A 26,901-nucleotide genomic window follows, 5' to 3' on the forward strand; every position below is an offset into this window, starting at 1 on the left:
GTGCGGGACATCACGCGCGAGCCCGGCAGGGCACGCCGCAAGTGCTTCTGGTGGCATATGTGACGCTTGGGGCGTGCGCATTCTGATAGTCGAGGACGAGACGAGGCTGGCCGATTCCCTGCGGCAGGGGCTGGCCGCCGAGGGCCATCTGGTGGACGCCGTCCACGACGGCCACCGCGGCCTGGAGGCGGCGCTCACCGGCGTGTACGACGTGATCGTGCTCGACGTGATGCTGCCGGGCCCGAGCGGCTACGAGATCTGCCGGCGGCTGCGCGGGCTCGGCCAGTGGACGCCGGTGCTGATGCTGACCGCCAAGGACGGCGAGTACGACGAGGCGGAGGGGCTGGACGCGGGGGCCGACGACTACCTGTCGAAGCCGTTCTCGTTCGTGGTGCTCCTCGCCCGGCTGCGCGCGCTGGGCCGCCGCCGGGGCGGCGGGGGCACTCCCCCGCTGCGCGCCGGGGACCTGGTGCTGGACCCCGCGGCGCGGCGCTGCCTGCGTGGCGACGTGGAGATCGAGCTGACCGCGCGCGAGCTGACCGTCCTGCGGTACCTGATGGCGAACGCCGGGCAGGCGGTGGCCAAGCGCGACATCCTCGACGAGGTCTGGGACTTCCCCGGCGACACCGACCCGAACATCGTGGAGGTGTACGTCTCCTCGCTGCGCAGGAAGATCGACGCGCCGTTCGGCCGGCGCACGATCGTGACCGTGCACGGCACCGGCTACCGCATCGCCGCGGACGGCGGCGGCCCGTGACCGCTGCGCGCCGGCCGAGGCTGCCGCGCACGCTGCGGGGCAGGTGCGCGGCCGCGGCGGCCCTGGCGATGGCCGTGGTGCTCGGCGTGGGCGGCACCTGGCTGTACACGGTGCTGCGCGCCAACCTGCTGGACACCACGACCGGCCGCACCGAGCTGGCCGCCCGCGAGGTGGCCGCGCAGGCGGACGCCGGGGAGCTGCCCTCGCTGCTGGCCTCGCCCCGCACGGGCGTGGACGTCGTGCTCGTCCTCGACGCGCACGGGGCGGTGGTCGCCACCACGCGGCCGTCGGCGGAGGCCCTCGCGCGGGAAGTCGCCCCGCTGCGCCCGGAGGCCGGGCACGACGCGGCGCACCGCATCCTGTCCGGCGGCCCGGCGAAGGGCGGCGACCGCGGCGACGTCGTGGTGGTGCGGGCCGCGGCGCCGCCGGGGCCGGACGGGGAGCGGCACGAGCGGTACGTCTACGCGCTGACGGTGCTCAACGACGTCGACGGCGCCACGCACGCGATCGCGATCGGCCTCCTCGCGGGCGCCCCGCCGCTGATCGGCCTGGCCGCGGCCATCGCCTGGGCGGTGACGGGGGCGGCGCTGCGGCCGGTGACCACGATCCGTACGGAGCTGGCGGCCGTCACCGCGAGCGCGCTGGACCGGCGGGTACCGGTGCCGGCGGCCGGCGACGAGGTGGCGCAGCTGGCCCGTACGGTCAACGCCACGCTGGACCGGCTGGAGCTCGCGGTGGGCCGGCAGCGGCAGTTCGTCGCCGACGCCTCGCACGAGCTGCGCAACCCCGTGGCCGCGGTGCGCTCCCGGCTGGAGGTGGCGCTGGCCGCGCCCGGCGGGCCGTCGCCCGAGGCCGTGCGGGCCGCGCTGGAGGACACCGTGCGGCTGCAGCACGTGGCGGCGGACCTGCTGCTCCTGGCCCGCTTCGACGCGCGGGCGCCGATGGCGGCCGGGGAGCCCGCGGACCTCGCGCTGCTGGCGGCCGAGGAGGCGGCCCGCCGCCCGGCTCCCCGGGTGCCGCTGGTGGTGCGCGCCGCGGCTCCGGTGCCGTTGCGCGGCCGGACGGGGCAGCTGGAGCGCCTGCTGGCGAACCTGGTCGACAACGCGCTGCGGCACGCCGCCTCGCGCGTGGTGATCACGGCGTCGCTCGACGGGGCCGCGGGGCGGGCGGTGCTGGAGGTGGCCGACGATGGGCCGGGGATCCCGGAGGAGGAGCGCGAGCGCGTCTTCGAGCGCTTCGTCCGGCTGGACGCCGCGCGGGCCAGGGAGAGCGGCGGCAGCGGGCTGGGGCTGGCCATCGCCCGGGAGATCGCGCGCGCTCACGGCGGGGGCCTCGACGTGGCGCCGGGCAGGAAGGGGGCCCGTCTGGTGGCGTGGTTCCCGCTGCCCGGGGGCGCACCGCCCGGACGGCCCGGTTCCGGAGAGCTTGATTCCGGACCACTTGATTCCGGAAAGCCCGATTCCTGAAGGTTCGCTCAGGAATCTCAGGATTCCTTCAGGCGGGGCCGACGATAGTGATCGGTGTGACCGTGGATTCCGTGCACCTCTCTGGCCGTGACGAGCACCGTGCGCAGGCGCGGGACCCGTCCGCCGCGGTACGGCGCAACCGGGAGGCGCTGCTGCTCGGCCTGGCCGTCCTGATCAGCTGTTCCGGCTACGCGTACACCGGCCTGGCGACGACCGGCCGGATACCCGGCGGATTCGCCGGGTTCGCGGGCGCGATGGCCTGCCTGGCGCTGGTGCCGCACCTGGCCGCGCGCCGCTGGGCCCCGTACGCCGATCCGCTGATCCTCCCCCTGGCCGTCCTGCTGTCCGGGATCGGCCTGGTGCTGCTGTACCGGCTGGACTTCTCCTACGGCGAGCGCTACTCCTCGGACCCGACGGCCTCCAACCAGCTGATGTGGACGGTCATCGGCGTGGGCCTGTGCGTGGGCGTGCTGGTCGCGCTCAAGGACCACCGCCGGCTCCAGCGGTACATCTACCTGACGATGGCCGTGGCGCTGGTGCTGCTGATGGCCCCGGCGTTCTTCCCCGACGACACCTACGGCGCCAAGCGGTGGATCTACCTCGGTTCGCTGTCGTTCCAGCCGGGCGAGTTCGTCAAGACCATGATCACGGTGTTCTTCGCGGGCTACCTGGTCATCCACCGGAACGCGCTGGCCCTCACCGGCCGCAAGGTGCTGGGCGTGCGGCTGCCGCCGGGCCGGCAGCTCGCGCCGATCCTGACGGTGTGGGTGCTGAGCCTGCTGGTCCTGGTCCTCGAGCGGGACCTGGGCACCTCGCTGATCTTCTTCGGGCTGTTCGTGGTGATGCTGTACGCGGCCACCGAGCGGTTCAGCTGGGTGCTGTGCGGCCTGCTCATGGCATCGGCGGGCGCCGTCGTGGTCGGCTCGGCGGAGCCGCACGTCAAGGGCCGGATCGACGCCTGGCAGCACCCGTTCGAGGCGCTGCACAGCCAGCAGGCGGGATCGGACCAGCTCGCGAAGGCCCTGTTCGGCTTCGGCAGCGGCGGGATCACCGGCACCGGGCTCGGTCAGGGCCACCCCGAGCTGATCGGCTTCGCAGGCCGCAGCGACTTCATCCTCACCACGGTCGGCGAGGAGTTGGGCCTGGCCGGCACGATGGTCGTCCTCGTGCTCTACGCGCTGCTCGCCCAGCGCGGCCTGAGCACCGCGGTGGCCGCGCGCGACCCCTTCGGGAAGCTGCTGGCCGTCGGGCTCGCGGCGGCCCTGGCCCTGCAGGTCTTCGTCGTGGCGGGCGGGGTGATGGGCCTGATCCCGCTGACCGGCAAGGCGCTGCCGTTCCTCGCCAAGAGCGGCTCCTCGCTCGTCGCCAACTGGCTGATGGTGGCGCTGCTGATCCGCATCAGCGACAGCGCGGGCCGGACCCGGGCGGCGCGGGAGCAGGCGGACCGGACCCGGGCCGCGCAAGAGTGACGCCTTGTTGACTGAGGCACCCATCTCTGCCGACGCTTGCCTCAAGCAGGGACACTCAGGAAAGAGGCGCGCGGATGTCCATCACCCACGACGAGCCCACTGCCTACCCCTTCAACGACCCCGCCGGACTGGCCCTGTCCGGGAAGTACGCACAGGCGCGCCGCGGCGAGGGGCTGCTGCGCGTCCGCATGGAGTACGGCGAGCCCGCCTGGCTCGTCACCCGCTACGCCGACGCCCGGCTCGTCCTGGGCGACCGGCGGTTCAGCCGGGCCGAGAGCGTCCACCACGACGAGCCGCGCCGGGGCGACGGGCCGCGCGACACCGGTCTGCTGAGCATGGACCCGCCCGACCACACCCGGCTGCGGACCCTGGTGACGAAGGCGTTCACCACCCCGCGGGTGGAGAAGCTGCGCCCGGGCGTGCGCGCGCTCGCCGAGAGCCTGGTGGACGCGATGGTTGCCGCGGGCCCGCCCGCCGACCTGGTGGAGGACTACGCGCTGCCGATCCCCGTCGCCGTGATCTGCCGACTGCTCGGGGTGCCGGAGGAGGACCGCCCGCGCTTCCGCAAGTGGAGCGACGCCGCGCTGTCGACCAGTTCGCTGACCGCCGAGGAGAAGACGGTGAACCGGGACGAGCTGCGGGCCTACATGGCCGGGCTCGTCGAGGAGCACCGCGCCCGCCCCGCCGACGATCTGATGACCGCCCTGATCGAGGCGCGCGACGTGGGCGACCGGCTCTCCGAGAGCGAGCTGATCGACCTGTGCGTGGGCATCCTCGTCGCCGGCCACGAGACCACCGCGACGCAGGTTCCCAACTTCGTGCTCACCCTCTTCGACCACCCCGGAGCGCTGGAGCGGCTGCACGCCGACCCGGCCCTGCTGCCGGGCGCCGTCGAGGAGCTGATGCGCTTCGTCCCGCTGGGCGCGGGGGCGTCGTTCGCCCGCTACGCACTGGAGGACACCGAGGTGGGCGGCACGCTCGTGCGCAAGGGCGACGCCGTCCTGGTGGCCGTCGGCGCGGCCAACCGGGACGCCCGGCGGTTCGGCGACCCCGAGACCTTCGACATCGGCCGGGAGGCCAACCAGCACCTGGGCTTCGGCCACGGCGTGCACCACTGCCTCGGTGCCCCGCTGGCCCGGCTGGAGCTCCAGGAGGCGCTGCGGGCGCTGATCCTGCGGCTGCCCGGGCTCCGGCCGGCCGGCGACATCGTCTGGAAGACGGGAATGCTGGTCCGCGGGCCGCGCTCGATGCCGGTGGGGTGGTGAGCCCGGTGACGGACCCGGCGGAGGCCGCGGCGGACGGCACGGCGGCGTGGCGGGTGACGGTGGACCGCGGCGCGTGCATCGGCTCGGGGATCTGCGCGGCCCTGGCACCGGGGCAGTTCGCGCTGGACGGCGAACGCTCCCGGCCCTTGAGAGGGGCGACGGAGCCCGATGAGACGGTGCTGGACGCGGCGGACTCCTGTCCCGCGGCGGCCATCACCGTGGCCGAGGGAACGGAGGTCGTCGGGCCACGGCCATGACGTGACGCCAGGTAATGGTGGGCGACGGAGATACCCCTGGTCCGGGATGGGTACTACCCGGGGTGCCCGGGCCGACCGCGCGCCCGCCTGCCGAAAGGACATACGCATGCAGCATGTCCGGCTCCCCCGCCGCCGGGGCGGGGCTCTCCTCGCCCTGCTCCTGGCCCTGATGTCCGTCACCTCCGTGGCCGCCGCCGCACCGCCGGGTCAGGAACCCGGCACGCCGGACCGGCCCGTCGTCGGCACGGACCACGGCCAGGTGCGCGGCAGAGCGCACGGCACGTACGCCACGTACGAGGGCATCCCCTTCGCCGCGCCGCCGACCGGCCCGCTGCGCTGGCGCGCCCCGCAGCCGGCCGAGCCCTGGAAGGGCGTACGGGACGCGGGGAAGCCCGGCTCCCAGTGCCTGCAGACGCCGATCTTCGGCACCGGGCCCGCGACCGGCTCCGAGGACTGCCTGTACCTCAACGTCACCACGCCGACGGGCCGCGCGCCCGGCCACGGCAGGCCCGTCATGGTGTGGGTGCACGGCGGCGGGTTCGTCGGCGGCACCGGCAGCGAGTACGACACCGGACGCATGGCCACGCGCGGCGACGCCGTCGTCGTCACGCTCAACTACCGGCTGGGCGCCCTCGGCTTCTTCGGCCACCCCGAGCTCGGGAACGCGCCTGCCTTCGGCCTCGCCGACCAGCAGGCCGCCCTGCGCTGGGTGCGGGCCAACGCCGCCCGCTTCGGGGGCGACCCGCACAACGTGACCCTGTTCGGCGAGTCGGCCGGGGCCATCAGCACCTGCGCCCAGCTCACCTCGCCCACCGCGGCCGGCCTCTTCCACAAGGCGATCCTGCAGAGCGGGTCGTGCATGACGTCCTTCCCCCGCGGCACCGTCGCCCCGGGCACGCCCGGGGCCGGGTTCTCCGTATCGCAGCGGACCCTCCAGGACGCGGGTACCGCCGCGGCCGGGCAGCTCGGCTGCCCGCAGGGGGCCGGGGCGCTGGACTGCCTGCGCGGGCTGAGCGCGGAGAAGCTGGCGACGCCCGAGCTGGCGCAGGCGTTCAGCAAGCCGGTCTACGGCAACGCCCTGCTGCCCGCGGAGCCGGGGAAGGCCCTCACCGCAGGCCGCTTCCACCGGGTGCCGGTGATCCAGGGCACGAACCTCGACGAGATGCGGCTGTTCGTCGGCCTGACCCTGCAGCAGTTCCCCCTGCGGGACGAGCGGGACTACCGGGCCCGCCTGACGGACTCCTTCGGCTCCGCCGCGGGTGCCGTCGAGGCGGAGTACCCGCTGTCGCGCTACGCCTCGCCGGCGCTGGCCTGGTCCGCGGTGCTCACCGACACCACGTTCGTCTGCTCGGCGGTGCGGGCCGACCGCGCGCTGGCCGGGCGGGTGCCGACGTACGCCTACGAGTTCGCCGACCGTGACGCGCCCGTCCTGGACGGCCTGCCGGTGGTGCCCGGCTTCCCCTACGGAGCCTCGCACGCCTTCGAACTGCCCTACCTGTTCACCTCCTTCCAGACCCGGCCGCCCCTGAACAGCGAGCAGCGCGTCCTGTCGGACCGGATGGTCGACTACTGGACGCACTTCGCCCGCACGGGCGACCCGAACGCGCACGGCGCCCCGCACTGGCCCGCTCTCCACGAGCGGGGACTGACGCAGTCCCTCGCGCCGGGCGCGGACGGCATCCGGCAGGTCCGCCTGAGCGAGGAGCACCACTGCGGGTTCTGGGCGCGGCAGCAGGGCTGAGCCGGACTGCGCAACGGGCACACCCGTTGCACGATGAAGGCATGCTCCTGGCCGATGTCGCCCGCGTGTCCGCCGAGGTGGCCGCGACCTCCGCGCGGTCGGAGAAGACCGCCCTGCTGGCCGGCCTCTTCCGCGGCGCGGACCCGCGGGAGGCACCCGTCGCCCTGACCTATCTGTCGGGGCGGCTGCCGCAGGGCAGGGTCGGCATCGGCTGGAGCGTGCTGCGCTCCTCCCCGGCCCCGGCGGGCGCGCCCACGCTGACCGTCGCGGAGGTGGACCGGGCGGTCGACGGGATCGCCGCCGTGGCCGGCAAGGGCGCGCAGGCCGAACGCAAGCGCCGCGTGGACGCGCTGATGGGCGCGGCCACGGAACAGGAGCAGCACTTCCTGCGGGGGCTGCTCGGCGGGGAGCTGCGGCAGGGCGCCCTCGACGCGCTCGCGGCCGAAGGGCTCGCGGCCGCCGCCGGCGCGGACCCCGCGGAGGTGCGCCGCGCCGTGATGCTGGGCGGCTCCCTGGCGGCGGTCGCGCGCGAGCTGCTGGCCCGGGGCCCGGCGGCGCTGGCGGACTTCCGGCTGGAGGTGGGCCGGCCGGTGCTGCCGATGCTGGCGCACACCGCCAAGGACGTCGAGGAGGCGCTGGACCGGCTCGGGCCGTGCGCCGTCGAGGAGAAGCTCGACGGGATCCGGGTGCAGGTGCACCGCGCGGGCGACGAGGTGCGGATCTGGACGCGCAAGCTGGAGGAGATCACCGAGCGGCTCCCCGAGCTGTGCCGCGTGGCGCGGGAGCTGCCGGTGTCCTCCGCGGTGCTGGACGGCGAGGTGATCGCCCTGGACGCGGAGGGGCGGCCGCGCCCGTTCCAGGAGACGGCGGGCCGGGTGGGTTCGCGGCTGGACGTGGCCGGGGCCGCGGTGACGGTGCCCCTGTCCCCGGTGTTCTTCGACCTGCTGGCCGTGGACGGCCGCGATCTGCTGGCGCTGCCGGTGGCGGAGCGCCACGCGGAGCTGGCGCGGGTGGTGCCGGGGCCGATGCGGGTGCGGCGCCTGGTGGTCGCGGACCCGGCGGAGGCCGGAGCGCGCGCCGCGGCGCGGGACTTCGCGGAGGCGGTGCTGCGGCGCGGCCACGAGGGCGTGGTCGTCAAGGCGCTGAACGCGCCGTACACGGCGGGCCGCCGGGGTGCCGCGTGGCTGAAGGTGAAGCCGGTGCACACGCTGGACCTGGTGGTGCTGGCGGTGGAGTGGGGTCACGGGCGGCGCACGGGGAAGCTGTCGAACCTTCACCTGGGGGCGCGGCGGCCGGACGGCTCGTTCGCGATGCTGGGCAAGACGTTCAAGGGCATGACGGACGCGATGCTGGCGTGGCAGACGGAGCGGCTGCAGGGACTGGCCGTCAGCGACGACGGCTTCGTGGTGACCGTACGGCCGGAGCTGGTGGTGGAGGTCGCCTTCGACGGTCTCCAGCGGTCCTCCCGGTACCCGGCGGGGGTGACGCTGCGGTTCGCGCGCGTGGTGCGGTACCGGGAGGACAAGCGGGCGGAGGAGGCCGACACGGTGGAGGCCGTGCTGGCCCTCGGTGCTACGGGTTGACGTTCACGGTGGCGGGGCAGAGGCGCCGCGGCTTCTTGTCACCCTTCAGCTTGGCGTCGACGCAGCCGCCGGGCAGGCCCTCGTACGCCTTCGTGCCGAAGTTGGCGGTGACGGTGAGGGTGCCGTCGCCGAAGGCGGTGCGCTGGACGGTGCGGTCGCCGGTGAGGGTGCGGAAGTCCGTCATGGGCTCGGTGCCGGCCGCCTTGTGCAGGGGTGAGAAGTACTTCTGCAGGGCGGCGAGCTCGCTTCCCTGCTTCTCCAGGGAGTCGCCGCCGATGACGAAGTTGAGCGGGGTGTTGTAGAGCATCGCCAGCAGGGCGCGGTCCGTCTTCTGCTTCGGCAGCTTGTCGTAGGACAGCTCCCAGCGCTCGACGTTGACGAGGGAATCGTGGAGGGCCGTCTCGTACAGCGGGACGCGGTAGGCGGGGTCGTACATGGCCTTGGCGACGTCGGCCGGGAGCTCGGCGGGCTTGAAGAAGATGCCGGGCGCCTTTGCGGGGGTGTAGCCGCCCCACTTCTCCTTGTCGCGCTGGGCCGCCCACAGGCCGTCGTGGACGGGGGTGCCGGAGCCGTGGTCGTACGAGAGCACCTCGTTGGCCCAGGCGCCCGCGGACTCCGAGCCGAGGGCGAGGCGGTCGCCGTCGGCGAGGCGCTTCATGCGGGCGAGGCGGTTGGCGCGGTCGCGGGCCTTGGTCTGGGGGTGGGCCGCGCTGTGGTCGCGGAAGAGCTCGCCGGCCGCGTCGACGTCGAGGAAGTAGCTGTCGGCTCCGTTGGCGGTCATCTTGCGGGTGCGGTCGGCGAGGTAGTGGCGGGTGGGCTCGGCCTTCTCGAACGCCTCGGTGCTGAGGTAGCAGCCGCGGTCGTGGAAGCCGGGCTCGGGCGAGCCGTCGGCCCGCTGGACGCAGAAGTCGGGGTAGACCTTGTCCGGCCAGACGGAGGTGGGCGCGTCGGACTTCTGCGGGTCCTGGCCGTTGGCGAAGGAGTCGTAGGGGCCGACGAGGTAGCCGGCCTCCTTGGCGGCCTTGACGGCGGCCGGGGTCATGGGCTGGTCGTCGGCGTCGTAGCCGAGCCACATGCGGTCCACGCCGAGCGCGCGCAGCTTGCGGACGCCGTCGGCGGTGCGGGCCGGGCCCCAGGTGTAGGCGTGGAAGGCGCCGAGGAGCTTCTCGTTCGCGGGGACGGCCGCGATCTTGCGCTTGAGGCTGCTGAGCTGCCCGTGCTCCTTCAGCCAGGCGCGGTAGTCGAGGGCGGGGGCGACCGGGGAGCCGTCGGTCAGGCTGAAGGCGACGGTGTAGTCGGTGGTGTCCTCGCCGCGGGAGAACGCGTGGGCGGCGGTGGCGCGCAGCGTGCCCTGCTCGGAGGTCACGCCGAGCGTGGTGCCGATGTCGGTGGGCACGAGGTAGCTGACGCCGGTCCGGCCCGCGGACCAGCCCCACAGGGGCAGCGAGAGGCCGGAGTCCATGGGGGTCTCGCTGCCGGCGAGCCCGGCCGCGGGAGAGTTCCAGAAGGCGTCCCGGGCGGGGATCGACAGCCCTTCGCCGCGCGGCAGCTGCAGCGCGGCGGAGGCGGAACCGGCGCCCGTGACGGGCCACTTCAGGGTGCGGTCGGCGGCGCCGGTGGAGCGGACGGTGACGAGAAGCCGGCCCTTGTCGGCGCGGGCGGTGACCTCCAGGCCGGTGCCGGGGTACGTCCAGCGGGCGCCGTCCGCGGTGGCGGTGACGGCGCCCGGGGCGCCGGGGGCGGTCGCGGCCGGTGCGGAGAGCTCCACGGTGCCGCCCGCGGCCGTGCGGGCGGTGACGCGCAGGGTGGCGGTGTCGACGGTGGCGGTGCCGCCGCGGACGGGGATGTCGACGGACTGGCCGTGGACGCGGACCGTCTGCGCGGGCGCGGCGGCGTGGGCGGGCTCGGCGAGGGTGATGCACGGGAGGGCGGCCGCCAGCACGACGGCGGCGGCGCGGGCGGTGCGGCAGGAGGTGAAGAGGTGCATGGGGAGTTGATAACGAACGGAGGTAAGAGGGTTCTAAGAACCCGGCGTTGCCGCGACCTCCCGGCCCCGCGCCGCGTCACCGGTCCTGGGACAGTTTGTACAGCTCTGCGAAGAGTCCTCCCCCGACGGCGAGTTCCTCGAAGGTGCCCTCCTCCACGACGCGGCCCGCGGCGAGGACGACGATGCGGTCGGCGATGCGGGTGTTGGTCAGATTGTGCGTGACGAACACGGCGGCGCGTCCCGCGGCGAGCTCCTTGAAGCGGCTGATGACGGTGTGCTCGGCGCGCGGGTCCATCGCGGACGTGGGTTCGTCGAGGACGAGGACGGCGGCCTCGCGGTAGAAGGCGCGCGCCACGGCGAAGCGCTGCCACTGGCCGCCGGAGAGGTCGTGGCCGCCCCAGAACGACTTGGCGAGGAGGGCGTCCAGGCCGCCCGGGAGGCCGTCGAGGACGCTGTCGGCGCCCGCGGCGCGGGCCGCGGCGTGCACCAGGTCGTCGCCGCCGCGGGGCTGGCCCAGGGTGATGTTCTCGCGGGCCGCCATCGGCCAGCGCGTGTAGTCCTGCGGGACCAGCCCGACCCGCGACCAGACGTCGTGGGGGTCGGTCTCGGCGAGGTCGGTGCCGTCCCAGGTGACCCGTCCGGCTGTGGGCAGGTACAGCCCCGTCAGCAGCCGGGAGAGGGTGGTCTTCCCGGAGCCGTTCTCCCCGACCAGCGCGACGAGTTCGCCCGAGCGCAGGGTGACGCTGACGCCGTCGAGGGCGGGCCTTCCGGGCGGGGCGCCGGGGTGACGGTAGGAGACGTCGTGGGCGCGGATCTCCCGGGGGCCGCCGGCTCCGAGCCGCAGCGGGCCGCGTACGGCCCTGAGCTCCTCGGCCAGGTCCAGGAACGCCTGCCAGTCCTGGAGGTAGAGCGAGGTGCGGAAGAGCCGGGCCCCCGCCATGACCAGGGAGGTCAGCGCGGCCGTGGAGGCCCGTACGGCGACGACCGCGGTGGCGGCGACCGCCAGGCCCATGGCGCCGCCGAGGACGAGCGCGCCGACGGTCAGCCAGGTGAGGGCGAGCATGGTGCCGGATCCGGCCGCGCCGCAGAGGGTCACCAGCAGCACGCGGGGGGCGGCGGCGCGGTGCCGGGTGCGGATCCGGTCGGTGAGGTGGGCGTACCACTGGCGCAGGTACGGGGCCATGGTGCCGGCCCGGATCTCGGCGGCCGTGCGCGGCTCGGTGCTGAAGCGGCGCAGGAGGTAGCGCAGCCGGTTGTCGGCGAGGCTGGTGTGGGCGGCGCGGTGGGCGATGCGGGCCGCGGCGACGGCGGCGGCTCCCTTGGGCAGCACGGCGAGGACCAGCAGGGGCAGGAGCAGGGGGTGCAGGGCGGTGAGCACGACCGCCGCGGCGATGAGCTGGGCGACGGCGGAGAGCAGCACCTGGGCGTCGGTGATCAGGTCCTGGGTGGCCTGGGCGCCCGTGCCAGCGGCCTGCAGGGCGTCGTTGAAGTCGGGCCGGTCGTAGGCGGTCAGCTCGACCTCGGGGGTGTCGGCCAGGATGCGCTCGTCGGCCAGGGCGGTGACCTCGGGGGCCAGCCGCAGGGCGGCGTACTGGGCCGTGGCGTCCGCGCAGGCGCGCACGGCGGCGGCCGCGGCGGCGACGGTGAGCGCGGGCAGCACCGCGTACAGGTGCTGGGCGGCCGTGCCGGAGCCGAAGAGCCCGGTCATGACGCGCGCGGTGGCGGCGAGCGCGACCGCCGCGGCCGCGGCCGCCACGCACTGGGCGACCAGTATCTGCACCGTGGCCGCCCGGTCCGCCGCCCACCCCAGCCGGGCCGCCCGGCCGAGGACCGCCGGCAGCCGGCCCGCCATCTGCCGCAGGCTCGCGGAGGCCACGCGGTGGAAGTGCGGGTCGTCCCAGCCGAGGTCGAGTTCCTGCTGCGCGGCGGGGGCGGGGGTGCGCGGGGCGGCGGCGTTCGTCACCGGGTCATGGTGCCGTCACACCGGCCGCCGCGTGGCGGAACTCTCCGGCCCGTGGCCCTTTAGGGGATGCAGGACCGCTTCAGCGGGGCAGGAGGTCCAGCGGATTCGTCCTGGTGTGCGGGAAGGGCACGGCCGGGGTCCGCCGGCCGAGGAAGGGCGCGAGCTTCTCCCAGCCCTCGCCGCCGCAGACGTCGAGGACCAGCAGGTCGCCGGGGCGGCGCGCGAAGTACGCGCGGACGCGGGCGGCCTGGGCGTCGTACACCTGGGCCAGCCGCTCCCGGTCGAAGCCGTGCCCGCCGCAGACGCGCTCCTGGAACAGCCGTCGGGCCTCGCGCTGCGCGGCCCGCTCCGCGGCGGGTGCACCCTCGGGCCAGCCGGTGTCCCACAAGCGCTCGGCGGCGCGCAGCCAGCCCTCCTTGTCGCGCACGGTCAGCACGAACCGGGCACCGGGGTGGAGGGCGTCCAGCTCGGCGAGGTGCGGCAGGGCGAAGACGTCGGCCAGCCCGTCGTAGTGGCGCAGGGCGGGGAAGCGGCCGTCGCCGCGGCGCAGGGCGGCAGCGTCCCCCGCGCCGAAGGGGAACGAGGCGAGGTCGAAGCCCAGTTCGTGCAGCGCGGTGGTGAGGCTGCGGGTCCCCGTGCCGGGCAGGCCGAGCCCGAAGACCTTGGCCCGCTCCTCGCGCGGGAAGGCCTCGGCGGCCGCGTACACGTCGGCCATGGCCGGGGGCGGCAGCGGCGGCAGTCCGAGGGCCGCGGTCTCGCGCGCCGCGACGGCGGGCAGCTCTTCGATGCGGGCGGCGAGCTGATCGGGCGTCACGTCGTGCGGCACGCGCTCGCGGCTGTGCCGGACCGCCTCCCGCGCGACCGTGAAGTCGGGGCCGTCGCCCCACTGCGCCATGGCGGCCTCCAGGCGCGCCCGGGAGCCCTCGTCGCGGCTGCGCAGCTCGCGCAGCGCGTATTTGGCGTAGATGTCGGCGTGGTCCTGGAGGTGGTCGTGGAGGATGCGGAACCCCTTGAGCTGGACGCCGGGCTGGAGCTCCCGGCGGGCGAGGTGGCGGCGGAAGGCCTCGGGGCGCAGCACGGGGCCCAGCCAGTCCCGCGCGAACGCTCCGACGTCCGCCCGGCGCATGCCCCGCACCAGGTCCGCCCGGGTGATGTGCACGCCGCAGTGGACCCGGCCGCGGAAGCGGTCGTGCACGAAGCAGTCGGTGTAGGCCAGTTCGTTGGCGTCCAGGAACGGCCGCATGTCCTCCAGGACGAGGCAGTCGGCGTCCAAGTGGACGACGTGCGAGGCCTCGTGGTGGTCGATGGCGAGGATCCGGTCCACGGCCGCGGACAACGGCCGGATGTTTTCGGCGATGTGGACGCGGTTCGGGCGGATGTTCTCGAGGGCGAGGCGCAGGGCGAGTTCGGTGGTGCGCTCGCCGACCGTCCGCAGGACCAGGTCGACGGGGCGCCCGCCGGGCGGGGAGAAGTCCCCGGGGAGGGTCCGGATCCGGCCGGACGCGCTCACCGCGCACCCCCGGCGGACGCGGCGGGCCCGGCGGTGCCGCCGGCTGCGGCGCCCTCGGCCGGGACCCTCGCGTAGGCGTTGGTGTGCGGGAAGGGTCCGCCGGGGACGGGGACGCCGAGGAAGGGCGCCAGCCGCTCGTAGCCCTGTCCGGCGGTGATGTCGAGGACCAGCAGGTCGCCGGGGCGGCCGGCGAAGTGGCGGAGCACCTCGGCGGTGTGGCGGCGCGCGACCGTACGGAACCGCTCGGGGTCGAACTCGTGGCTCGCGTAGACGGCGGCCCGCAGGAAGCGCTGCAGCTGCGGGTAGACGTCGCTCCGGCCGGCCTTGCCGTCGATCGCCGGCTTCCAGTGGGTGCGGCAGGAGGCCAGCCAGCCCTCCTCCTCGCGGACGGTGAGGATGAACTTGGCGCCCGGCCAGGCCCGGTCCAGGTCCTGGTAGTACGGCACGACGGTGATGTCGGTGATGCCGTCGCGGTGGTCGAGCAGCGGGAAGCGGGCGGTGCCGGCGAGGAGCGCCGCGTAGGTGCCCGGGTCGGCCGGGTAGTGGGCCACGTCGAAGCCGAGCGTGCGCAGGGCGACGGTCAGGGACCGGGTTCCGGTGCGCGACAGGCCGATGCCGAAGACCTTCGGCCGGGCGGCGGGGGACGGCGGTCCGGGGCGGGGGACGGGACCCGGGCCCGGGCGGGGAACGGATCCGGGGCGGACTGCGCGGTCGGTTGTCATGTGTTCGCGGCCTCCTCGCGGGGTGGCGGGACGGTGCGGGGCCGGGCGGCCCGTGCGCCGTCGCCACCGTGCCGGATCGCACGGAATTGTCAACGGCGCGCCGGGCGGCCGGAATTCACTGCCGCGACGCCGGTTGCGCCGGGTGCCGTTGTGCTGACGCTGCGCCTTTGGTCCAATCGAGGGCGATGACCACACCTCACCCGGACGCCCCGGGAGACGCGCCGTCCCCGGACGGCTCCGGACGTGCGCCGCGCTGGCGGCCCGAGGTGTTCGCCCCGTTCGCCGAGGGCCCGGGCGTGGTCTTCGCGCGCACGGCCGCGCGGTCACCGGAATTCGGCCGGACGAGCGCGAGCGGCGCGGGCCGGGTCCTCATCGGCAGCGCCGCCGGCGACGACCGCGCCGACGTCGCGCTGCGTGCCCGGGGCGAGTTGCTGGAGCGCATGGGCAACGTGCTGGCCGGACGGGCCGCCGAGAGCGCGGCGCGCTGGGTGGGCGACCACGACGGCTGGCGGCGGCGCGGGGTGCCCGCCCTGGACCCGGCGGAGCTCGGCGACGGCTCGGGCGGGACGGCCGGGCGTGCGGTGCGCCAGCTGTGGGTCCCGGCCCGCTCCGCGCTCACCGGCGCCGAACTGCTCGTCCCGGCGGGCGAGGTGTTCCTCCAGCACCGCCCGCCGCCCGGCTGCGGCACGACGTCGGGGGCGGGCTCGACGGGCCTGGGAGCCCGGCCCGACCGGGCGGCCGCGGCCGCTCACGCCGCCCTCGAACTCCTCGAACGGGACCTGATCCGGCGCAGCTGGTACGGGCCCGGTGCGCCCCCGCCGCGCACCGTCCCCGCCGACGACCTGATACCCGGGCCCGTACGGCTCCTCCTCACCGCCCTGGGCCTGCGGGCCACGCTCCTGACGCTGCCCGCACCCGCCGGCACGGAGTGCGTCGTGGTCTGCGTCCACGGCGGGGCGCCGCCCGGCAGCCCCGGCCAGAGCTTCGGCGCCCGCTGCGCGCGGGCGGGCGACCGCGCGGGCACGGTGGCCAGGGCCGCCTACGAGGCCCTGATGGTGCGCTGGAGCATGACCAGCCCCGTGGCCCTGCGCACCTGGGAAGGCTGGGGCGGCCGCACCCCACCCCGCACGGCCCTGGAACACGCCCTGTGGGCCTTCCACGGGCACGACGCGCTGGGGCACTGGACGGGGCGAGGGCGTGGCGGGGCGGGGGATGCGCTTGACGGCGGGCGGAGCGACGCGACCGGGGCGCGGCCGGACCGGTCCGGGCCGGAGAACCGGACGGACGGGGCGACGGATGGGCACGGCGACGCCACGACGCCCCGGCCGGGACGGAAGGGCCCCGCAACGCAACCGGACGGGCACAGCGACGCCACACCGCCCCGGCCGCGGCGGGAAGGGCCGGGGACGCGACCAGGCGACCCTGTGGACGGGTCCGGCGGCGGGCCCGTGGACGCGGTACGAGCGCCGTACGGACGGAGTGCCTGCGACCGGCGGCCGGCCGAACCGGCCGAACCGTCCGGCGGGCTTGCCGCGCTCGCCGCGCACACCGGCGGCGACGTGCTGCTCGTCGACACCGACACCCCCGGCATCCGCGCGGAAGGCGTTCACGTGGTGCGGGTGATCGCCCCCGGTGCCCGGCCCCTGCCCGCCGACGACAGCCGGATGCCCGGCGCGCTCCCCCATCCCTTCGGCTGACCGCCCGCCGGCCGGCCGACCGCGAGAAAGGGCCCGACCATGACCTCATCCGGCTCGCCGGACTACACCGCCTTCGCCGCCCGCTACGACTCCTGGTTCGCCGCGTCCGGCACCACCGCGGCCACCGTGGAGGCCCTCGCCGGGCTCGCCGCGGCGGCCGGGCCGGGGCCGGCCCTGGAGCTGGGCATCGGCACCGGCCGGATCGCGGTGCCGCTCGCGGCGCGCGGCGTGGAGGTCCACGGCATCGACGCCTCCCCGGCCATGGTGGAGCAGCTGCGGGCCAAGTCCGGCGGCGAGCACATCCCGGTGACGATGGGGGACTTCAGCGCGGTCGGGTCCGGAGCCGATACCGGAGCCGGAGCCGGGGACGGGGCCGGGGATGGGGCCGGGGATGGGGCCGATACCGGCATTCCGGGGACGTACGCGCTCGTCTACGTCGTCAGCGGCACGTTCGCCGAACTGCCCAGCCAGGACGCCCAGGTGGACTGCTTCGCGGGCGCGGCCCGGCGGCTGCGCCCCGGCGGCCTGTTCGTCCTGGACGCGCACGTGCCCGAAGCCCTCGCGGACGACCGGTCCACGGGCGGCCAGGTGCTGCCGACCGGGGACGGCGAGGTCGTCGTGCGGTTCCGGGAGACCGACCGGGCGGCGCAGCGCTACCGCTCCCACTACGTCGTCCTCGACAAGGGCCCGGACGGCCTCGGCATGCACCGTACGACGGTGTCGTTCCGGTACGCGGCGCCGGGCGAGCTGGACCTGATGGCGCGCCTCGCGGGGCTGCGGCTGCGCGAGCGCTGGGGCGACTGGACGGGCGCGCCGTTCACGTCGTCCAGCGCGTACCACGTCTCCGTCTACGAGCGCCCGGAGTGACCCGGGGGAAGGGAGGGCGGCCATGGACCCCGAGGCGTACATGGCGGAGAACCGGCGGCAGTGGGAGGCGTGGACGCCCCTGAAGGCCGCCTCCGCCTTCTACGGCCTGGACGACTTCCGCCGCGGCGGCATGCGGATCCGCCGGCTGGAGGTCGAGGAGGTGGGCGACGTGTCGGGCCTGTCCCTGCTGCACCTGCAGAGCCACGTCGGGCTGGACACCCTCTCCTGGGCCCGGCTCGGGGCGCGCGTGACCGGCGTCGACTTCTCCGCCGAGGGGACGGCGACGGCGCGCTCCCTGGCCCGCGACGTCGCACCGTCGGCCCGGTTCCTCTGCGCCAACGTCTACGACCTGCCGCGGCACTTGGACGAGACCTTCGACCTCGTCTACACCTCGCACGGGGTGCTCGGCTGGCTGCCGGACCTGCGCCGGTGGGCGGCGGTCGTCGCGCGGTTCACGGCGCCGGGCGGCCGGTTCTACCTCTTCGAGTCCCACCCGACGGCCTGGCTCTTCGACAACCGCACGGACAGCCGGGAACTCGCCGTCCGCTACCCGTACTTCGGCTCCGGCGAGCCGTTGCGCTGGCGCTACCGCAGCCCGCTGGCGGTGCCGGAGGCCGAGGCGGACGGCTGGGAGTTCTCCTGGGGGCACGCCCTGGGAGACATAGTGAACGCGCTGCTGGAGGCGGGGCTCGCCATCGAGTTCCTGCACGAGTGGCCGTTCGTGGCCTGGCCGATGTTCCCCTTCCTGGAGGAGCGCGACGACGGGTGGTGGCACCTGCCCGCCGGCGTCCCCGCCGTGCCGCTCTCGTTCTCGCTGCTGGCCCGCAAGCCCGCGCCGGACGCCGGGAAGGACGTCCTTTGAGCCACGGCGGCCGTGGATACGCGGAAACCGCTGGTCGGCGGGCGGGTGCGGGCGGCTCGGAACGGCCCGTTCCACCATGGCGATCACGGTGTCCCGCAGGCACCATGTCAGCCGGGTGCGCCGGTGTTCCGACGCCTCGTCGAACGCAAGACCCCTCACCGCCGAAGGAGCGGAAATGCCCCAGGACATCGTAGAAGTCCAGGAAGTCCCGGCCGAGGAGCTCCCCGAGCTCGCCCTCATGGTCGACATACCGTTCGAGGAGTAGCCCGGCCGCGCTGCGCGGACCGCACTCCGGCGGCCGACCGGGCACGGGTCCGGTCGGCCGCTCCGTGCGACCGGGGCGGGCGGGGGCGGGCCGGGGGCGGGGGTGGCTACGGGGACGAGGCAGGAGGACTGCGTGGACGTCGAACCGGACCTCACGACGGCGCACGCCGACCAGCAGGCGCTGCAGCGCCTGCTGGTCGGCGGGCGGGGGCGGGGCGCCCCGCTCCGGGCTGCCCGGCCCGGCCCACCCGTTAGCCGGCGCCGAGCCCGTGCCCGGTCGGCGGTCCGCCACGGGCCGAGCGCGGCCGTGACCGGCTGCCCGTCGGCCCCGGGCCGGGCAGCCCGGAGCGGGTCGCCGAGAGCCGCCTGCGGTTGATCAGGACCGCGCCGTGGACGGTGAAGTCGGTGAATCCGTCGATCGCCATGCCGTCCAGGAGCGCCACTTGGCGGACCACCCCCACCTGCTGCGCATGGCCCGCATGGAGAACAGCCGCACCTACAACCCGCGCGAGCGCCGCCGCGGCAAGATGGTGCGGCTGTTCTCCATGCGGGCCATGCGCAGCAGGTCGGGGTTGACCTCGCGCCGCGCGGCGCGCAGGCGGGAGCGGGGGCGAAGGGGCGGGCACGGGTCCGGTCGGCCGCCGGGGGCCGGCCCCCGGCGGCCGCGGCGCCGCGGCCGCCGTGGTCCGTCTCCTCCTCGAAGAGGTCGTACATCCGCCGGCCGGCGAGCACGTGCTCGCCGGCAGGCGGATGTACGACCTCTTCGAGGAGGAGACGGACCACGGCGGCCGGGCGTCCAGATGCGGCTGCGCTGGAGGCGCTCGATGACCTCGGTGTCGCCGCGCACGGTGTCCAGCCAGTCGCCGAACTCCTCGGCGTTGGAGACGGTGGCCGACAGGGAGACCAGGGTCACCGACTCCGGGAGGTGGATGATGACCTCCTCCCAGACGGCGCCGCCAAGGTCGGCCTGCTGACCGGCGACAACAGCGTCAACGCCGACGCCCCGGTGCTCGTGATGACCACCGAGGTCATCGTCTCCGAGGAGCGGCCCGTCCCGCTGTGGCAGCACGGGCTCGGCGCCGGCTGCGAGGCCGCCGTCCAGCAGTGCCTCTACGCCGGCCTGCGGCTCAACGACGACGAGGCCCGCGCCAGGGTCCGCTCGATCGTCGAGGAGCGCACGGCCGCCATCCCCGACGAGGACCCCCGCCCCGCCCCCGCCCGCCCCCGACCGCGACCGGGCCCGCCGCGTGGCCCGTCGAGCTCGCCGGCCCGGCGGACCACCCCCACCTGCTGCGCAGCCTGCGGCGCGCCCTGGCCCAGCTGCCGTCCCGGCCCGGGGCCGACGGGCAGCCGGTCACGGCCGCGCTCGGCCCGTGGCGGACCGCCGACCGGGAGGCCCTGGAGGCGGCGGTGCGGCTGCTTCAGGACGTGTGGCCCGAGATGCTCGACGAACTCCGCACCGTGGTCCGCCAAGTGGCGCTCCTGGACGGCATGGCGATCGACGGATTCACCGACTTCACCGTCCACGGCGCGGTCCTGATCAACCGCAGGCGGCTCTCGGCGACCCGCTCCGGGCTGCCCGGCCCGGCCCGGCTGGCCGAGGCACTGGTCCACGAGGGCACGCACAACCGCTGCAACGTGGCAGGCGTGCGGGCGCCGTTCCTGCGCCCCGCGGCCGACGACACGGCGGGCCCCCTGGCCACGCCCCTGCGGCCCGACCCGCGCCCGCTCAGCGGACTGTTCCAGCAGACGGTGGTCCTGGCCCGGTGCGTCCTCCTCCACCGCCGGACGGCGGACGAGGCTGCGCTCCCTGCCGCCGGGACGGCGGCGGTACGTACCCGCCACGACCGCCTGCTGACGAACCTGCGAACGGCGGTAACGTCCCTGGCCACGCACCGAACGAGCCTGACGGAGCACGGGGCGGGGCTGCTGCGGCAGTGCGCGACGATCGCACGGGACACCACGTAGGGCCTGGCCGGCGGGGCAGAGCCGAACTGCGCGCATCCACGCCTCGCCGTGACGGCGCGAACGGATGCCTACGGCATCGGGGGGGCGCACGGGCCCGGCATCCCACCCGTCCGCGAAGTCACATCCCCCCGCGCCCCCGCGCCGTCCTCAGCGCATCCCTCACGCCCCCCGCTGTCAGGCGGGACCGCCACGTCGCCCAGTGTTCCCACCGTGTCCCCCAGAGACGGGGGTCCTCGTACGGGACCCAGCCCGTTGCCCGCGGTGGGTATCGCGGTACCCCTACGCACAGGCGCTTCGTGATGACGAAGCGGGTTTCGTCCGTGGTGTTGGGCTGGGACGCGTGGAGGTGGTCGCCGGCGAAGAGGAGGATGTCGCCGGGGTCCAGCTCGATGTCGACCGGGGCGCCGATCTGCTGGCCGGGCAGGAGCGTGTGCCCGTCGTGACGGAGGGGGCGCCGGTACGCGTCGGGGTGGAACAAGAGCCCGTTGCCGCTGCGGACCGGGCCGACGGCCATCCAGAGGTTGACGGAGTTGACGGCGGTGTTGAACCAGGAGTCGACGTGGGCGTCGCGCGGGGTCAGGAAGCCTTCGAGTCCGGCCAGTTCGTCTCCCCCCGCCCCGGCCCCGACCGAGCGCTGCGGCGGCATGATGCGGATCCCGAGGTGCCCGCTGAGGTAGAGCCGGGCTCCTTGCGGTTCCAGGGCCCTGGCCACGTCGTGCAGGACGGTGCGGGAGAAGGGCCGCAGCCGGGTCTCCAGGTCGGTGCGGACGGCCTCGATCTGCGCGGTGTCCGCGTGGCGGTGCGCGTTTTCCAGCGCCGCGGAGACCCGGGACGCACCGGCCGCCGGCAGGGCGGCGGCCACGGCGCGGGCGGCCTCCCGCCGGATCGTCCCCAGCGCGCCGATGTGGCGCAGTCCGCCCTTGACGACCACGAGGGCGCCGTCGAGGACGTGCCGCAGGGAGACGGGGATGCCGTACGGGCCGGGTTCGACGGTGTGCAGGGCGGCGGGCCCGGCCGCGGGCCGGGGGGCCGCACCGGGGACCGGCCCGGGGGCCGCCCCGGCGTCCGGCCCGGCCTCCGGCCCCGTCACGACGCCCCGTCCCGGCGCTCCCGGCCGCCGGCCATGGCCGCGATCCCGTCGTGCAGTGCCGTCCGCGGGCGGAAGCCGAAGGCGCGGGCGGCGACGGTGATGTCGGCTCCGGTGTGCCGGGCGTCGCCCGGCCCGGGTGGCCGCGGGACCACGGCGACGGGCCCGGCGACGCTTTCCACGGCGGCGATGGCCTGTTTCATGGACACCGGCGAGCCGCCGCCGATGTTGGCCACGCCGGTGAAGCCGGACAGGGCCGCGTCCCGCATGCCGGTGACGACGTCCCGGACGTAGGTGAAGTCGCGGGTCTGCTCGCCGTCGCCGTAGAGCGGGAACGGCGGGCCGCCCCGCGCCGCGGCCAGGAGCCGGGCGAAGGCCATGTCCGGCCGCTGCCGGGGCCCGTAGACGGTGAAGAGCCGCAGGGCGACGGCGGGCACCCCGTAGGCCGTGCGGTACAGCTCGCACAGGTGCTCGGCCGCGAGCTTGGTCACCCCGTAGGGCGAGACGGGCCGGGGGCAGGCGGTCTCGGCGGTCGGGAAGGCGCGGGCGTCGCCGTAGACGGAGGAGCTGGACGCGTAGACGAACTTGGCCAGCGGGCGCTCCCGGACGGCTTCCAGCAGCACCTGGGTGGCCAGGACGTTCCGGTCGGCGTAGAGGGCGAACTCGCGTCCCCACGACGGCCGGATGCCGGGCTGGGCGGCGAGGTGGTAGACGACGTCCGCGCCGTCGAGCACCGGGTCGAGCGCGGCGTCCAGCAGGTCGGCGCGGTGGAAGGTGAAGGCCGGGCAGCTCATCGGGCCGCGCAGGTTGCGCTCTTTGAGGGCCGGGTCGTAGGAGTCGGTGAGCGCGTCGATGCCGGCGACGCTGTCGCCGGCGGCCAGGAGGTGCGCGCAGAGGTGGGAGCCTATGAAGCCGGCCGCGCCGGTGACGACGGCGCGCACTAGGGCCGCCCTTCCCCGGGCAGGTCCGCCGGTTCCCCGGGGCCCTGTGGCGCCGCCCTGCCCCCGGGCGGCAGGACGCGGTCGGCGCGCGCCCGCCACGTGTGACGCTCCAGCAGCTGCCGCCGGGCCGCCTCCCCGAGGGCCCGGCGCCGGGCCGGGTCGCCGGCCAGGGCCATGACGGCGTCCGCCCACGCCGCGACGTCGCCGGGCGGGCACATCAGGCAGGTGCGCCCGTGGGCCATGACCTCCCGGAGGACCGGCAGGTCGGAGACGACGATCGCCTTGCCGTACGCCATGTACTCGAAGAGCTTCATCGGGGAGACCCAGCGGGCGATGTCCCCGATGCCCCCGGCGCAGGCCACGCGCTGCTGGTACGGGGCGAGGACGATGTCGAAGGCCCGGTGGTACGGGGGCAGGGCGGCGGGCGGCAGGTGGCCGTGGAAGTGGACGTTGGTGCGGGTGTTGCGGCCCCGCCAGTGGGCCAGGTCCTGCTCGGTGCCGCCGACCAGGTGGAAGTCGACGTCGGGCAGACGGCCGGCGAGGGCCAGGATGACGTCGGTGCCGCGGCCGGGGTAGAGGTGGCCGACGTAGCCGGCCTTCACGGCCCCCGGCCTGCCGGGGAGTTCCGCCACGGGCCCGCCCGCGGGGACCGGGTCGGCGCAGTCGTGGGCGGTGACGAGGTCGGTGCCCGGCCGGGCGCCCAGCCGGGCGCCGAGGCGGGGGAAGGCGGCGCGGTAGTCGTCGGCGAGCGCCTGGGAGACGAAGACGACGCGGGCGAGGCCGGGGCTGCGGAAGAGCAGCCGTTCGGCCGCGCGGACGGCCTTGCTGTGCCACAGGAGGTGGGTCTCGTAGACGAGCGGCGCGAGCCCGGAGGCGGCGACGAGGCCGTGCAGGTCGCGCCCGTAGAGCAGGTCGGGGACGCCGTGGCGCAGGATCTCGGCGCGCAGGCGGCGGGCGCGGAGCCAGACGCCGATCCCCGGTACCGAGGGCAGGGGGAGCGTGCGAATGGGGAAGCGGTTGCGGGTGCCGTAGTAGGCGTGGACGTCCTCCGCGGGGGCCGTGCCGGGCAGGGCGTACAGCTCGGTGTCGTGCCCGGCGTCGGTGAACGCGTCGCACATCCGCATCACGTGCACTCCGTTGGCATAGACGGAGGGAATGCTTCCAGAGTGCAGGTAGGCGATCCGCATGACTGGGCGACCTCCGGAGCGGGCTTGGCGGCTGCCGGCGCGAACCACCGGCCTCTCATTGCGCTCCGGGGCGCGCCGCTGCGGAAGACCGCGAACGAGCCAGCCTCGTCATCGAGCCAGGCGAGCCGGGCGAGCCACGCGAGCCCGGCGTGCCGGGTACGCCGGGCGCCCGGGCCCGCGTGCGGGCGGGCCGGGGCGCCGGCGCGGCACGGACACCGCCTGAGCCAGCAGATCGCTCGCTGCAGGGCCGGCCGCCCCCGGGGTCACTCGCCCCGGAAGAGCTCCAGCAGGTCCTGCCGGCCGAACACGCCCGCGGCCTCGATGGCCGAGGGAGCCCCGGCGGCCGGGTCGGCGCCGTGCGCCAGCAGCGTGCGGACGACCTCGTCCTCGCCCTTGAAGACCGCGCCCGCGAGGGGCGTCTGGCCGCGGTCGTTGGCCCGGTTCGGGTCCGCACCGCGCTGCAGGAGGGCGGTGACGGCGTCGAGGTGGCCGTGGTAGGCGGCCAGCATGACCAGGGAGTCGCCACGGTCGTTGGTGAGGTTGGCCGGCACGCCCGCGTCCACGTAGGCGGCGAGGGTGTCGGTGTCGCCGTGGCGCGCCAGGTCGAAGACCTTGGCCGCGAGCTGGAGCACCTCGGGGTCGTGGGCGGGCTCGGTCTCGGGGGTCTGCTCGGTCATGGTCTGCGGTCCTCCGGTTGGGCGCCTGGACAGCACGCGATGTCGGTGTACTTCCCACCCTATGTACGGTCGCGGCGCGGTGTCCGGCAGGCACGGACGCGCCCGTTCGGGTGAATTGGGAATCCCTCGCGCAGGAGTCGGCGCCGGTGGCCGGTTTCGCTCCCCGAGATGCCGCCCGGAGCCGCGGTCAGGCGGTTTGCCCCTCTTTGTCCATCCGTGGACGAAGATCCGCTCCTTGCCGATCAAGCCTTCCGGACGGTGATCGAACTGCGCTGTCCTTTTGTCGCATTAATACTTTCTGTGAGTCTTGAGGAGCTCATGGTGAACCCCTCGACCACTCAGGAGAACGTCATGATTCTGTCCATCTCCGGCGTCGTGCTGTTCGGCATCATCGTCTTCCTGTTCTTCCGCAAGGACAGCCTGAAGGCCAGCCACGCCATCGTCTGCGCCCTCTTCGGCTTCTACCTCTCCAGCACCGCCATCGCCCCCAGCATCAGAGCGGGCAGCGCGAGCCTCGCCGGGCTCCTGGGCGGCCTCAAGTTCTGACCGCCCCCCACGAGCACGGCCGCCGGGCACCGGGCGCGACCGCCGCGCCCGTTCCGCGCCCGTTCCGCGCCCGTACGCGGCCGTTCCGCCCCCGCCGCCCCGTCCGCAGGAGGAGACCGACGTGGACCCACGACAGCTCCCCCGCAGCCTGACCGGCAGCCGGCGGATCGCCCGCGGCCAGGACCTCGCGCGCACGGCGGCCGACAGCGCGGCCGACATATTCCACCCGCTGATCGTCATCGCGCGCGGACTGCGCGCCCTGGCGGCCGGCGCGTGGCGCAAGTGGGCGCAGACACCGGGCGACCGGCGCGGGCCCACCCTGCTGCTGGTGGGGTCCTGCATCGCCATCGTGGCGCTCGTGCCGTACGGGCCCGCGCTCGCCGGCATCGCCCTGATGACGCTGGCGGCCTGGGCCGGGCGCGACCGCGGCTCCGCGCACGAGACCGTGGCCCGCGAAGGCGAGGGCGAACGGCTCCAGGCGCTGTACGAGGCCCTGGTGCCCTACCTCTCCGTCCCGGAGGACCCGGCACCGCTCTACGCGTACGACGGCGACCGCGAGGAGGCGTTCGCGTCCCACGCCTTCGACCACGGCGGCCGGCTGGTCTCCCTGGAGCTGCGCTACCCGGCCTACTTCACCGACGGCGAACCGGAATCCCGGGCCAGGATCGAGCAGTTGCTGCAGATGAAGGCCGGCCGCGGGCGGGAGTACCGCTTCGACTGGGACGAGGAGGCCAACCGCCTCCACCTGTACGTCCTGCCGCCGCTGCCGGCCGACATCTTCGCCCAGCGGTTCGTGACCGCGCCCGGCGAGAGCGTCCTGGGCTTCACCGACCCCGGCGCCGTGCACCGCACCCTGCCCGTCCTCCTCGACGGCGCGGACCGCAGCGACGAGCCGCCGGTGCTGTGGCGCACCGGCCAGCGCTCCACCGAGCCGCACCTGCTGGTCCTCGGCCGGCCCGCCGCCGGCACCAGCACGCTGCTGCGCTCGCTCGCGCTGCAGGCCCTGCAGGAAGGCGACGTCGTGGCCGTCGACGGCAGCGGATCCGGCGAATTCGCCTTCCTCCGCGGGCGGGACGGCGTCCTGGCCGTCGAATCCTCGCCCGCCGGCGCCCTCGCCGCCCTGGAGTGGGCCACCCACGAGACCGAACGGCGCCTCCTCACGGCCAACCACGCCCGCCGGCAGGGCCACCAGACCCCCGAGGACGTCCGCCGCCCCCTGTGGATCCTCGTCGACCGGCCCACCGCGCTCAGCCACCTCGCCGCGGGCGAGGGGCGGACCGATCCCCAGGAGCTGCTGCAGGTGCCGCTGCGGCACGGGCGGATCGCCAACGTCACCGTCGTGGTGGGCGATCACCTGGACGACGCGGCGAACACGTCCCTGCTCTCCGAGCCGGTGCTCACGCACACGCGCGCCCGCGTGGTCCTCGGCGCCGTCACCGCCGACCAGGTGCGCTCCGTACTCGGCGCCCCGCCCCAGAGCACGCCCCCGCCGGAGGCCCCGGCCGGACGCGGCTACGCCCGCCTCGGCTCGGGCCCGGTCCACCGGATGCAGGTCCCGTCGACGCCCGACCCGTACGACGAGGACACGTCCGAACGTGAACGACAGGCGATCCTGGCGCTGCTGCCGGGCTTGTCCGGCGCAGCCCCCACGCACGACCCCGGGCCGGCCACGGAAGCCGAACACGCCGAGGAAAACTACGCCCACGACGGCCACCCCGGCACCCACCCCGGAGGCGAACCCGGCCCCTTCTCGGTCCAACCCACGTAGCCCGATCCGCCACCCGCTCCCGCAACGGCGACACTCAGGCCGGCTCGGCACCGCCGATCACCTTGTCGCCGGTAACTCGCCGTCGCGGCGGAAGAAGCCGCCGAACCCGGCGAAGGGCAACGGTGAACCCCGCCGCAACGACACAGCCCGGCGGGCGCCTCACACACCTCAGACCGGCTCGGCACCACCCGACATCCTGTCCCCGGCAACTCGCCGTCGCGGCGGCGGAAGGCCGCCGACCCGCACGCTGCTCGCCATCCGGGATCACAGGTGTCGGCACCTGTGATCCCGCCGCGGCGGCGCTCAGCCCCTACGGC

22 protein-coding genes and 2 pseudogenes are annotated in these 26,901 nt (G+C 75.4%); 14 read left to right on the plus strand and 10 right to left on the minus strand.

All coding sequences use genetic code 11. The annotated features are described in order from the left end of the window. The first annotated feature begins 73 nt into the window (after nt 1-73). The 7 genes from AS857_RS35975 (at nt 74) to AS857_RS36005 (ending at nt 8,538) form a co-directional block, all read left to right on the plus strand. Nucleotides 74-757, plus strand: a complete 684-nt coding sequence (locus AS857_RS35975; protein ID WP_058047690.1) for a response regulator transcription factor — start codon at nt 74-76, stop codon at nt 755-757. Beyond that, nucleotides 754-2,223: a sensor histidine kinase gene (locus AS857_RS35980; protein WP_058047691.1), complete on the plus strand. Its 1,470-nt coding sequence runs from the start codon at nt 754-756 to the stop codon at nt 2,221-2,223. The genes AS857_RS35975 and AS857_RS35980 overlap by 4 nt, the downstream gene beginning before the upstream one ends. Nucleotides 2,224-2,294: 71 nt before the next feature. After that, nucleotides 2,295-3,692, plus strand: coding sequence for an FtsW/RodA/SpoVE family cell cycle protein (locus tag AS857_RS35985; RefSeq protein ID WP_058047784.1), 1,398 nt, complete (start codon nt 2,295-2,297; stop codon nt 3,690-3,692). Between the two features lie 74 nt (nt 3,693-3,766). Beyond that, nucleotides 3,767-4,957, plus strand: coding sequence for a cytochrome P450 (locus tag AS857_RS35990; protein WP_058047692.1), 1,191 nt, complete (start codon nt 3,767-3,769; stop codon nt 4,955-4,957). A gap of 5 nt (nt 4,958-4,962) precedes the next feature. Then, on the plus strand, nt 4,963-5,214 hold the full coding sequence (locus tag AS857_RS35995; protein ID WP_058047785.1) for a ferredoxin: 252 nt from the start codon (nt 4,963-4,965) through the stop codon (nt 5,212-5,214). A 106-nt stretch (nt 5,215-5,320) separates the two neighbouring features. Beyond that, nucleotides 5,321-6,955 (plus strand): carboxylesterase/lipase family protein, encoded by a 1,635-nt coding sequence (locus AS857_RS36000; RefSeq protein WP_079110959.1) that lies wholly within the window; start codon nt 5,321-5,323, stop codon nt 6,953-6,955. Between the two features lie 41 nt (nt 6,956-6,996). Continuing rightward, nucleotides 6,997-8,538 carry an ATP-dependent DNA ligase gene (locus AS857_RS36005; RefSeq protein ID WP_058047693.1) on the plus strand — a complete coding sequence of 514 codons (1,542 nt, stop codon included), beginning with the start codon at nt 6,997-6,999 and terminating at the stop codon, nt 8,536-8,538. On the opposite strand, the gene AS857_RS36010 is transcribed toward AS857_RS36005, so the two are convergent. From AS857_RS36010 to AS857_RS40200, 4 genes are all read right to left on the minus strand, one after another. Beyond that, nucleotides 8,528-10,525 (minus strand): glycoside hydrolase, encoded by a 1,998-nt coding sequence (locus AS857_RS36010; RefSeq protein ID WP_058047694.1) that lies wholly within the window; start codon nt 10,523-10,525, stop codon nt 8,528-8,530. The genes AS857_RS36005 and AS857_RS36010 overlap by 11 nt on opposite strands. A 76-nt stretch (nt 10,526-10,601) precedes the next feature. Continuing rightward, a complete protein-coding gene (locus AS857_RS36015) occupies nt 10,602-12,488 on the minus strand; it encodes an ATP-binding cassette domain-containing protein (protein ID WP_058047695.1) in 1,887 nt (628 codons plus the stop codon). Nucleotides 12,489-12,567: 79 nt separating this feature from the next. After that, the gene (locus tag AS857_RS40195; protein WP_058047696.1) at nt 12,568-13,998 is read right to left on the minus strand and encodes a sulfotransferase family protein; all 1,431 of its coding nucleotides are present in this window, start codon (nt 13,996-13,998) and stop codon (nt 12,568-12,570) included. After that, on the minus strand, nt 13,995-14,720 hold the full coding sequence (locus tag AS857_RS40200; RefSeq protein ID WP_058047697.1) for a sulfotransferase family protein: 726 nt from the start codon (nt 14,718-14,720) through the stop codon (nt 13,995-13,997). Before AS857_RS40200 ends, AS857_RS40195 begins: the two co-directional genes overlap by 4 nt. Nucleotides 14,721-14,905: 185 nt before the next feature. Here AS857_RS40200 and AS857_RS36030 point away from each other — a divergent pair, with 185 nt between their 5' ends. From AS857_RS36030 to AS857_RS36040, 3 genes are read left to right on the plus strand one after another with little or no spacing between them, the layout of a single operon-like run. After that, entirely contained in the window at nt 14,906-16,417 is a 1,512-nt protein-coding gene (locus AS857_RS36030; RefSeq protein WP_107105767.1) for a YcaO-like family protein, read from the plus strand. Nucleotides 16,418-16,456: 39 nt separating this feature from the next. Next, nucleotides 16,457-17,284 carry a class I SAM-dependent DNA methyltransferase gene (locus tag AS857_RS36035; RefSeq protein ID WP_063804447.1) on the plus strand — a complete coding sequence of 276 codons (828 nt, stop codon included), beginning with the start codon at nt 16,457-16,459 and terminating at the stop codon, nt 17,282-17,284. A 22-nt stretch (nt 17,285-17,306) separates the two neighbouring features. Further along, nucleotides 17,307-18,146, plus strand: coding sequence for a class I SAM-dependent methyltransferase (locus AS857_RS36040; RefSeq protein WP_058047699.1), 840 nt, complete (start codon nt 17,307-17,309; stop codon nt 18,144-18,146). A 515-nt stretch (nt 18,147-18,661) separates the two neighbouring features. Here AS857_RS36040 and AS857_RS36045 read toward each other — a convergent pair. Next, the gene (locus tag AS857_RS36045; protein ID WP_058047700.1) at nt 18,662-18,853 is read right to left on the minus strand and encodes a hypothetical protein; all 192 of its coding nucleotides are present in this window, start codon (nt 18,851-18,853) and stop codon (nt 18,662-18,664) included. Between the two features lie 59 nt (nt 18,854-18,912). Then, a pseudogene (locus AS857_RS38375) lies at nt 18,913-19,365 on the minus strand (hypothetical protein); the annotation flags it as partial. On the opposite strand from AS857_RS38375, the pseudogene AS857_RS42555 reads away from it, so the two are divergent. Together AS857_RS42555 and AS857_RS41755 are read left to right on the plus strand one after the other, a co-directional pair. Further along, a pseudogene (locus AS857_RS42555) lies at nt 19,360-19,611 on the plus strand (hypothetical protein); the annotation flags it as partial. The pseudogenes AS857_RS38375 and AS857_RS42555 sit on opposite strands and share 6 nt — an antisense overlap. Before the next feature lie 209 nt (nt 19,612-19,820). Continuing rightward, a complete protein-coding gene (locus AS857_RS41755) occupies nt 19,821-20,378 on the plus strand; it encodes an aKG-HExxH-type peptide beta-hydroxylase (RefSeq protein WP_058047701.1) in 558 nt (185 codons plus the stop codon). Between the two features lie 118 nt (nt 20,379-20,496). On the opposite strand, the gene AS857_RS36055 is transcribed toward AS857_RS41755, so the two are convergent. The 4 genes from AS857_RS36055 to AS857_RS36070 all read right to left on the minus strand — a co-directional run bounded on the left by AS857_RS36055 (nt 20,497) and on the right by AS857_RS36070 (nt 24,270). Beyond that, nucleotides 20,497-21,468 carry a phytanoyl-CoA dioxygenase family protein gene (locus AS857_RS36055; RefSeq protein ID WP_058047702.1) on the minus strand — a complete coding sequence of 324 codons (972 nt, stop codon included), beginning with the start codon at nt 21,466-21,468 and terminating at the stop codon, nt 20,497-20,499. Further along, nucleotides 21,465-22,406 carry an NAD-dependent epimerase/dehydratase family protein gene (locus AS857_RS36060; protein WP_058047703.1) on the minus strand — a complete coding sequence of 314 codons (942 nt, stop codon included), beginning with the start codon at nt 22,404-22,406 and terminating at the stop codon, nt 21,465-21,467. The genes AS857_RS36055 and AS857_RS36060 overlap by 4 nt, the downstream gene beginning before the upstream one ends. Next, on the minus strand, nt 22,406-23,593 hold the full coding sequence (locus AS857_RS36065; RefSeq protein ID WP_058047704.1) for a glycosyltransferase family 4 protein: 1,188 nt from the start codon (nt 23,591-23,593) through the stop codon (nt 22,406-22,408). The genes AS857_RS36060 and AS857_RS36065 overlap by 1 nt, the downstream gene beginning before the upstream one ends. A 263-nt stretch (nt 23,594-23,856) precedes the next feature. Beyond that, on the minus strand, nt 23,857-24,270 hold the full coding sequence (locus AS857_RS36070) for an ankyrin repeat domain-containing protein (protein WP_058047705.1): 414 nt from the start codon (nt 24,268-24,270) through the stop codon (nt 23,857-23,859). A gap of 351 nt (nt 24,271-24,621) precedes the next feature. Between AS857_RS36070 and AS857_RS36075 the strand changes: the two genes are divergently transcribed. Together AS857_RS36075 and AS857_RS36080 are read left to right on the plus strand one after the other, a co-directional pair. Beyond that, nucleotides 24,622-24,816: a hypothetical protein gene (locus AS857_RS36075; RefSeq protein ID WP_058047788.1), complete on the plus strand. Its 195-nt coding sequence runs from the start codon at nt 24,622-24,624 to the stop codon at nt 24,814-24,816. 121 nt (nt 24,817-24,937) lie between these two features. Beyond that, entirely contained in the window at nt 24,938-26,584 is a 1,647-nt protein-coding gene (locus AS857_RS36080) for a hypothetical protein (RefSeq protein WP_058047706.1), read from the plus strand. Nucleotides 26,585-26,901: the final 317 nt, after the last annotated feature.

Origin of the sequence: Streptomyces roseifaciens (genome assembly GCF_001445655.1) — a bacterium.
GTDB classification, from domain to species: domain Bacteria; phylum Actinomycetota; class Actinomycetes; order Streptomycetales; family Streptomycetaceae; genus Streptomyces; species Streptomyces aureoversilis.